The 7,842-nt window shown below is 61.0% G+C and carries 9 protein-coding genes; 6 read left to right on the top strand and 3 right to left on the bottom strand.

Translation table 11 applies throughout. From position 1 onward, the window contains the following. From AC1D1Z_RS10915 to AC1D1Z_RS10905, 3 genes are all read left to right on the top strand, one after another. On the top strand, positions 1 to 955 hold a 955-nt coding region (locus tag AC1D1Z_RS10915; RefSeq protein ID WP_477850486.1), incomplete at its 5' end, for a mannitol dehydrogenase family protein. A 97-nt stretch (positions 956 to 1,052) separates the two neighbouring features. Continuing rightward, positions 1,053 to 1,742 (top strand): HAD family hydrolase, encoded by a 690-nt coding sequence (locus AC1D1Z_RS10910; RefSeq protein ID WP_018243658.1) that lies wholly within the window; start codon positions 1,053 to 1,055, stop codon positions 1,740 to 1,742. Then, complete coding sequence (locus tag AC1D1Z_RS10905; protein ID WP_047622372.1) at positions 1,742 to 3,325, top strand: FGGY-family carbohydrate kinase; 1,584 nt, start codon at positions 1,742 to 1,744, stop codon at positions 3,323 to 3,325. The genes AC1D1Z_RS10910 and AC1D1Z_RS10905 overlap by 1 nt, the downstream gene beginning before the upstream one ends. 27 nt (positions 3,326 to 3,352) lie before the next feature. On the opposite strand, the gene AC1D1Z_RS10900 is transcribed toward AC1D1Z_RS10905, so the two are convergent. Then, positions 3,353 to 4,207, bottom strand: coding sequence for a MurR/RpiR family transcriptional regulator (locus AC1D1Z_RS10900; protein WP_018243656.1), 855 nt, complete (start codon positions 4,205 to 4,207; stop codon positions 3,353 to 3,355). A 237-nt stretch (positions 4,208 to 4,444) separates the two neighbouring features. Here AC1D1Z_RS10900 and AC1D1Z_RS10895 point away from each other — a divergent pair, with 237 nt between their 5' ends. Then, positions 4,445 to 5,158 (top strand): sulfate transporter family protein, encoded by a 714-nt coding sequence (locus tag AC1D1Z_RS10895; RefSeq protein ID WP_130653091.1) that lies wholly within the window; start codon positions 4,445 to 4,447, stop codon positions 5,156 to 5,158. Positions 5,159 to 5,431: 273 nt separating this feature from the next. Here AC1D1Z_RS10895 and AC1D1Z_RS10890 read toward each other — a convergent pair whose 3' ends face one another. After that, positions 5,432 to 5,857 (bottom strand): VOC family protein, encoded by a 426-nt coding sequence (locus AC1D1Z_RS10890; protein WP_130653090.1) that lies wholly within the window; start codon positions 5,855 to 5,857, stop codon positions 5,432 to 5,434. Between the two features lie 83 nt (positions 5,858 to 5,940). Between AC1D1Z_RS10890 and AC1D1Z_RS10885 the strand changes: the two genes are divergently transcribed. Continuing rightward, positions 5,941 to 6,519 (top strand): TetR/AcrR family transcriptional regulator, encoded by a 579-nt coding sequence (locus tag AC1D1Z_RS10885; RefSeq protein ID WP_018243653.1) that lies wholly within the window; start codon positions 5,941 to 5,943, stop codon positions 6,517 to 6,519. Here AC1D1Z_RS10885 and nth read toward each other — a convergent pair. Then, positions 6,484 to 7,290 (bottom strand): endonuclease III, encoded by an 807-nt coding sequence (nth, locus tag AC1D1Z_RS10880; protein ID WP_197728265.1) that lies wholly within the window; start codon positions 7,288 to 7,290, stop codon positions 6,484 to 6,486. The genes AC1D1Z_RS10885 and nth overlap by 36 nt on opposite strands. On the opposite strand from nth, the gene AC1D1Z_RS10875 reads away from it, so the two are divergent. Continuing rightward, positions 7,289 to 7,786, top strand: coding sequence for a DUF2244 domain-containing protein (locus tag AC1D1Z_RS10875; RefSeq protein WP_018243651.1), 498 nt, complete (start codon positions 7,289 to 7,291; stop codon positions 7,784 to 7,786). The two genes, nth and AC1D1Z_RS10875, sit on opposite strands and share 2 nt — an antisense overlap. Positions 7,787 to 7,842 lie beyond the last annotated feature (56 nt).

Below are 7,842 nucleotides of genomic sequence, written 5' to 3'. Positions count from 1 at the left end.
GGACAAGGGCATCGGTCCCTTCACCGTCATGTCCTGCGACAACATTCCCCATAATGGCGTCGTCACCGCCAATGCCGTCGTCGGCACGGCGGCACTTTCGGACCCTGACTTTGCCGACTGGATCCGGGCGAATGTCGCCTTCCCGAACGGCATGGTCGACCGCATCACGCCGGCGACCAGCCAGCGCGAGGTCGATTTCCTCCGGGACAATTTCCAGATCGAGGACAGTTGGCCGGTCTATTGCGAGGAATTCAAGCAATGGGTGCTCGAGGATAAGTTCACGGCCGGCCGGCCGGCGCTGGAAAAGGTCGGCGTCACCTTCGTCCCCGATGTCACGCCCTACGAGCACATGAAGATTCGCATCCTCAACGGCGGGCATGCCGCGATCGCCTATCCGGCGGCGTTGATGGACATTCATTTCGTTCATGATTCCATGCAAGACCCGCTGATCCGCGCCTTCCTTGCCAAGCTCGAGAAAGACGAGATCATCCCGATCGTGCCGCCGGTGCCGAACACGTCGCTGACGGATTATTTCGCCCTGATCGAACATCGCCTGCTCAATCCGAAAATTGCCGATACCATTCCGCGGCTGGCGCAAGACGGCTCCAACCGCCAGCCGAAATTCATCCTGCCGTCGACGCTCGACAATCTGCGTCAGGGCAGGGACGTCGTCGGTCTGGCGCTGGTTTCAGCTCTCTGGTGCCGCTATTTCGCTGGCAAGTCCGACAGCGGCAAGGATATCGTCTTCAACGATGCGAGCGCAGAGCGCCTGCATGCGGCGGCGCTGAAAGCCAAGGACGACCCGTCGGCCTTCCTCGTCTTCGACGATATTTTCGGCGAAGTGGCGAAATCCGAACTTTTCCGCAAGCGTTTCGCTTATGCTCTCAAAACCCTGTGGGAAAAGGGCACGCGGGAGACGCTGCAGCTCTATCTCGACGGCAAGCTCGCAGTGTAAGGAATCCGGATGGCGGTATCTGCTGCCGCCATTCGTCCGGCCTTGCGAGTGACGCGGGACGGTAACACGTCCGAATTGAACTCAGGTTGGGTCTTCCATGGCTGATGCTGAAACACGGCTGGTCATCTTCGATTGCGATGGCGTACTCGTTGACAGCGAGCCGATCTCGATCAGCGTGCTCGTCGGGGCGATGAACGATCTCGGCGTCTCGATCACCGAGGACCAGGCTTATGAGCGTTTTCTCGGCCGCAGCCTGTCTACTCTCATCGATACGTTGGAAACCGAATTCAACGTTCATGCCGGCGAGGAATTCCTCGAGCGTATCCGCACCGATCTCTACGCCCGTTTTCGCACGGAACTGAAGCCGATCGAGGGTATCGCCGCGACGATCGACGGGCTTGGCCTTCCCTGTTGCGTTGCCTCGTCGAGCCAGATGGAGCGAATCCGGCTGTCGCTGTCGGTGACCGGACTTCTCGACAAACTGCCCGACATCTTCAGCGCGACGATGGTCAAGCGCGGCAAACCGGCGCCTGATCTCTTCCTGCATGCGGCGCGTGAAATGCAGGTCGAGCCTGCTCATTGCCTTGTCGTTGAAGACAGCCCGGCCGGCGTTGCCGCCGCAAAGGCGGCAGGCATGACGGTCTTCGCCTTCACCGGCGGATCACACGCCAACTTCGCCGGATACCGTGCCGAACTCGACCGCCTTTCGCCGGAAGTGGTGTTTGACGCCATGCCGGATTTGATACACCTTGTCCGCAACCATAAGCTGGACGGGACCAAGACTTGATGCGTGATCATGTGGTTGCGGTAGATATCGGCACGGGCAGTGCGCGCGCCGGCGTCTTCGATGCACGTGGCCGACTGCTCGCCAAGGCGGAGCATCCGATCGTGATGAACCGGCCGCGCGAAAACCATGCCGAGCACGATTCCGAAGATATCTGGTCGGCCGCCTGCATGGCAGTGCGCAGGGCGATGGAGCAATCCGGCATCGCCGCCGCCTCGGTCGGAGCGATCGGCTTCGACGCCACCTGTTCGCTCGTCGTCCGTGACGTCGAGGGCCGGCAGCTGAGCGTTTCCACAGGCGGGGAGAGGCGTTTCGACACGATCGTCTGGCTCGACCATCGGGCGCTGAAGGAAGCCGATTTCTGCACGGCGACGCAGCATAGAGTGCTCGAACATTCCGGCCACGTGATGTCGCCGGAAATGGAGATGCCGAAGCTGATGTGGCTGAAGAAGAAGCTGCCCGCCACATGGGAAAAGGCCGGCTACTTCTTCGATCTCGCCGATTTCATGACATGGAAATCGACCGGATCGCCCGCCCGCTCGCGCTGCACGCTGACGGCGAAATGGAACTATCTCGCCCATCTCGAAAAGGGCTGGCAGCAGGATTTCCTGGAACGGATCGGCCTTGAGGACCTTCAGGCGCGCGGCCACCTGCCGGATGAGACCACGCCGGTCGGAGACAGCGTCGGCCGGCTGACGCAGGAAGCGGCGGAAGCGCTGGGGCTGACGACGGACTGCCATGTCGCTGCCGGGATGATCGACGCCTATGCCGGCGCACTCGGCGCGCTCGGCGGCTACGCTGCCGATCCTGTCAAACGCGAGCACCAGCTGGCGCTGATTGCCGGCACGTCGAGCTGTATCGTTACCTTCTCGCGGGAACGTAAGCCGAGCCATGGCATGTGGGGTCCCTATTACGAGGCTGTCTTCCCGCAGTCCTGGCTGGTGGAGGCCGGGCAATCGGCGACCGGCGCGTTGCTCGACCACATCGTGCGCATGCATGCGGCCGGTGGCGAGCCGACGGCAGCGCTGCATCAGAAGATCGTCGCGCGCATCGCGGAATTGCGGGCTGAGGAGGGCGATGACTTCGGTGCGCGGATCTTCGTGCTGCCGGATTTCCATGGCAACCGTTCGCCGCTCGCCGATCCGCATGCCGTCGGCGTCGTCAGCGGGCTGACACTTGATACGTCCTTCGACGGGCTCTGCGCGCTCTATTGGCGGTCTGCGGTGGGGATTGCGCTCGGCATCCGCCATATCCTGGAAATGATGAAGGAATACGGCTACATGCCCGATACGCTGCATATTGCCGGAGGGCATGTGAAGAACCCGGTGCTGATGGAGCTTTATAGCGATGCGACCGGCTGCAAGGTCGTGGTGCCGAGGATGAACGAGGCGGTGCTGCTCGGCACCGCGATCGCAGCATCCGTCGCCTGCGGCTTGTACAAGGATCTGGCGGCGGCCGGCGAGGCGATGTATCCGGGCGGCGACGAACGGCTTCCCGACAAGGCCAAGCAGGCGCTTTACGACCGCGACTACCGCCGTCTTCTCGCCATGCACCGGCACCGCGCCGAACTGGAAACGATGCAATAGACGCTGCCTATGCGCTGGCCTTTTAAATTAGTGGTTTGCCGTCTCGCCGAGGACTGTCGCGAATTCCATCATGCGGCGGCGGCGAAGCGCAGCCTCTTCTCCGACTTGGAGGATGACGGATTCCGACAGGCAATCGAGCAGCGCGATCAGCGGCGGAAGATTATCGAGATCGGGGGCGCGAGCGGGCGGCAAAGGCAGCATGACGTTCGACTGGTCCGCCATCCAGTCCGCTTGCTGCGGCGAAATGAGCACCACCTTATAACCGTAGCGCCGCGCCGTTCTGGCAAGCAGCCGTGCCTTGGCGAAGCGGCGGCAATCGATGATGACAAGCAGCGCGTCGTCGACCGCCAGCCGGGCGAAGAGTTCCGCAAAACGGTTGTCGGCGGCGTCGAGGGTGCGCACGCCGTCGCGGGCTTGCGTCAGCCGCTGACAGAAATGATTGGCCAGGCTTGAGAGCCGCGCATGCGTGGCGATCGACACTTCGCGGGCAGTGCTGATCAAGCCGACGGCCTCCGACCAGTGCGCCTGCGCCGTCAGATGATAGATATGATGGAGGGCCTGAATCTGTTCGGCGACCAGCACGGCGAGCGGTTTACCCTCCGCGGCGTCCGCATGCAGCTCGCTCATAGCGCTCTGCAATTGCGCCGGCGATGTCGTCACGGTCTCGCGAATCTCCACCTTGACGCTGTCCAGTCCCTGATAGCCGAGCGCGCGCAGAAAGCGCCCGACGGTCATCGGCGAAAGATCCAGCCTGTCGGCGACGGACGCAGCCGTCTCGAACGGCAGGTCGTTCAGGTGCTCGGTGAAATATTTCGCGATACGGCGTTCGGCCGGCGTGCCGGTTTTTGCGTATTGCCTGAGTTTGTGCACAAAGTCTTCCACATCAGCCTCCCCCGTCTTCCCTCAGAGGCGTTCCGGGGGTGCGCTGTTGCGCGCCCTTGTCTTTGCAACTATTCTCGGAAGCTGCTTCTCAGGCCCATGCGTATTTTAGATGCCTTACAATATTATATTAGCATTCAGTTTTCGACAAGTTTTCTATTACAGAATGCAATTTTATTCTCTCTTGTCGATGGCCTCCACCTTTCCTACATCTTCGGCGCAATCGGAGACGCCTGAGACATGATTCTTGACGCCGCTCGACTTTCGCTCGCCAATTTAATCGCATCGGAAACACGTTCTGTCTTCTGGAAGGTGCTCGGCCTGACGATTCTCGTGCTCGTCGGCCTCTGGTTCGCTTTGCGCGGGGCCTTCATGGCCTTCCTCTTTCCCTGGCTCACGGGCTTCTTTCCCGATATGCCGGATTGGGCGGGGTGGCTCGCTTTCCTCTTCGCGATCCTTGCCGGTATCGGCCTTGCGCTGATGCTGGCGTTGCTGCTGTCGCCGGTGACGGCGCTGATCGCCGGCCTGTTTCTCGACGATGTCGCCGATGTCATCGAAAAGCGCGACTATCCCAAGGACGCGCCGGGCACCGCCATGCCGCTCGGTCCGGCGATGGCAAGCTCGATCAAGTTCCTCGGCGTGGTGATCCTCGGCAATATCGTGGCATTGTTGTTGCTGTTTATCCCCGGCGTCAATCTGGTCGCGTTCTTTCTGGTGAATGGCTATCTGCTCGGACGGGAGTTCTTCGAATTCGCCGCTATGCGCTCCCGTTCGCCTGATGAGGCACGGCTCTTCCGCGCCAAGCATGCCTCCACCGTCTTTCTCGGCGGGCTGGTGATCGCCCTCTTTCTGGCGATCCCGATCGTCAATCTGCTGACACCGCTTTTTGCCGCCGGCATGATGGTGCATCTGCACAAACTGGTTTCCGCACGGGATACCGGTTTGCGGACCTAGAGCCTTTTCGGGTTAGATTGAAGCATTCTGTTGGCTCAAACGGAGTCGGATGGTCGACCGGCCGGCGCGCGTCGTAGCCAAGCTCTACGGCCAAGCCGGCCGGTCGATCAGCCGGCCCGTTTCAGCCAACCCGAAGGGCCGGGCATCTTTCCGCCAGGGCAAAGGCGATCGGCTCGGACGTACCTAGGGGTATGCCCGTCGCCAATCGCCTTTGCCCTGACGAAAACCTGCTCCGGCAGAATGCTTCAATCTAACCCGGAAAGGCTCTAAGGCTCAACGGGGCAGGGCGGAGACGTCGTACATCGCCGAAAATTCTGCGCTCGGCGGGATCGGCTTGATGATGTCGATCAGCACACCGTTCGGATCGGCAGTGATGAAATGCCGCTGGCCGAAATCCTCGTCGCGGATTTCTCTCAGAATTGGCAGGCCGGCGCTCCGGCAGGCTGCATAGATTGCATCGACATCGGCGACCTCGAAATTGAGGAGCAGGCCAGACACCTTGCCGCGGGCTATAGTCGGGATGGTCTCGTGGCTGCCGTCAAGGATGGCAAGCGCGATGTGCTCATTCTCTGCCGATTGCAGGTGAACGTACCAGTCGCTCTCGAACAGAGCTTTGAAACCGAAATGCGTGCAATAGAAGTTGGCGGTGCCGGCAACGTCGTCGGTCATGATGACAGGATAATAGCTCGTCGATTTCATCTCTTTTTCCTCCTTTGCATTTACATGCAATCTGTATGTTTTTGCCTATTAACATACATTCTGTTTGTATGTAAAGAGAGCGTATGAGCCGCAGCAATCGCGAGAGAACGGAACAGACGAGACAGGCGCTGATCGACGCCGGTCGGCGTCTCTTCGTCGAGAAAGGTTATGCCGAAACCGCGACGCCGGAGATCGTGGCGGCGGCGGGAGTGACGCGTGGCGCGCTCTATCATCATTTTGAAGACAAGAAGGCGCTTTTTCGCGCGGTTATCGAATGCGAGGCGAAAGCGGTGGGCGAGGCCATCGAGGCGCGCTCGGCGTCTTACGACGCGCCGCGTGCCACGCTGATCGCCGGTGCCTCGGCCTATTTCGATGCGATGAGGGCGGAAGGGCGCACGCGGCTGCTGCTGATCGAGGCACCTGCCGTTCTCGGCTTGTCGGCGACCGCGGCGATCGATGCAGAGAATGCGGAAGCGACGCTGCGGGCAGGGCTTGCAGCCATGCTTCCGAAGGCCGGCGCTATGCTCGAACCGCTGACGTCGCTGCTATCGGCGGCCTTCGATCGCGCGGCGATCGCGATCGAGGCGGGCGCTGAGAGGCGGCATTACGAACAGGCGATCGCTGTTCTACTCGACGGCCTCGCCGATCATCTGTGGCGGTAGCTCGACGAGCGGCGCCGGCACATCCCAACTCTTCTCCGGCGATTTGCAGAGATCGGCAATGACGCAACGCTCGCATTCGGGCCGGCGCGCCTTGCAGGTGTAGCGACCATGCAAGATCAGCCAGTGATGGGCGTGATAGAGGTAATGCTTCGGGATCACCTTCATCAGCCGCGCCTCGACCTCGTCTGGCGTCTTACCGGGGGCAAGCCTGATGCGATTGGCGATGCGGAAGATGTGCGTATCGACGGCCATCGTCGCCTGGCCGAAGGCCATGGACAGCACGACATTGGCGGTCTTGCGGCCGACGCCCGGCAATCTCACCAGTTCGTCGCGCGTCTCCGGCACCTTGCCGCCGAACTGGTCGACCAGCATCTGCGAGAGCGCGATAACGTTTTTCGCCTTGTTGCGGTAGAGGCCGATCGTCCTGATGTAATCGCGCAGCCGCTCCTCGCCGAGATCGAGCATTTTTTCCGGCGTATCGACAGCCTTGAAGAGCGCGCGCGTCGCCTTGTTGACGCCAACATCGGTCGCTTGCGCCGAAAGTGCCACGGCGACGACGAGCGTGAAGGGGTTGGTGTGCTCGAGCTCGCCCCTCGGTTCCGGCCGCTGCACCGAGAAGCGACGGAAGATTTCCTCTCGCTCGGCCAGTGAATAGGCGGTGCGCACCGCTGCGGCCGATTTGCGGCTGACGATCACTTTCGTATCCTGGGGCGTCTTGGTAACGGATTTGAGTTTCGGATTTGCCATGGAAACTCTATACTCAGCAGCCATGATGGAAAGCAACGCCGACAGCTCCAACGAGCAGCCTGTTTTCGCTGCCGAACTCTTTCCCCACCGGTCACTTGGCCGCCGGGGCTTCAAGGTGCTGCTTGCCCTGTCCGGTGCCGTCTGCTTCCTCTACGGCATGTTCTTCATCGCGACAGGCGCCTGGCCGATAGGCTTCTTCTTCGGACTGGATTTCGTGCTTCTCTACGGCGCCTTCTGGCTGAATTACCGCTCCGGAAAAGCGCGCGAACAGGTGACGGTGTCGCGTATGGACGTGTCGGTGCGCAAGTTTACGCCATCCGGACGGATGGTAGAGCATCATTTCAATCCGTTCTGGGCACGCTTCCTCGTTCGCCGGCACCAGGAGATCGGCATTCTTTCCATGCATATCTTCGGTGAGGGCCGGCGCACGGATATTGGCTCCTTCCTCAATCCCGACGATCGCGAAAGCTTCGCCAAGGCCTTCAAGGGAGCACTGGCGACGGTCAAGCAGCGGATCTGAGCTAGAGCGGTTCAGCTTTTCACGGAAGCGCAGAACCGCTCTAGCTTTTGCTTTTA

The organism is Rhizobium sp. P1_E1 (assembly GCF_056406015.1).
This window is presented reverse-complemented; position numbering and strand designations above follow the sequence as displayed.

Coding starts and splice junctions, on each gene's coding strand:
- AC1D1Z_RS10910 (WP_018243658.1), top strand. CDS start 1,053: ATGGCTGATGCTGAAACACGGCTGGTCATCTTCGATTGCGATGGCGTA.
- AC1D1Z_RS10905 (WP_047622372.1), top strand. CDS start 1,742: ATGCGTGATCATGTGGTTGCGGTAGATATCGGCACGGGCAGTGCGCGC.
- AC1D1Z_RS10895 (WP_130653091.1), top strand. CDS start 4,445: ATGATTCTTGACGCCGCTCGACTTTCGCTCGCCAATTTAATCGCATCG.
- AC1D1Z_RS10890 (WP_130653090.1), bottom strand. CDS start 5,857: ATGAAATCGACGAGCTATTATCCTGTCATCATGACCGACGACGTTGCC.
- AC1D1Z_RS10885 (WP_018243653.1), top strand. CDS start 5,941: ATGAGCCGCAGCAATCGCGAGAGAACGGAACAGACGAGACAGGCGCTG.
- AC1D1Z_RS10875 (WP_018243651.1), top strand. CDS start 7,289: ATGATGGAAAGCAACGCCGACAGCTCCAACGAGCAGCCTGTTTTCGCT.
- nth (WP_197728265.1), bottom strand. CDS start 7,290: ATGGCTGCTGAGTATAGAGTTTCCATGGCAAATCCGAAACTCAAATCC.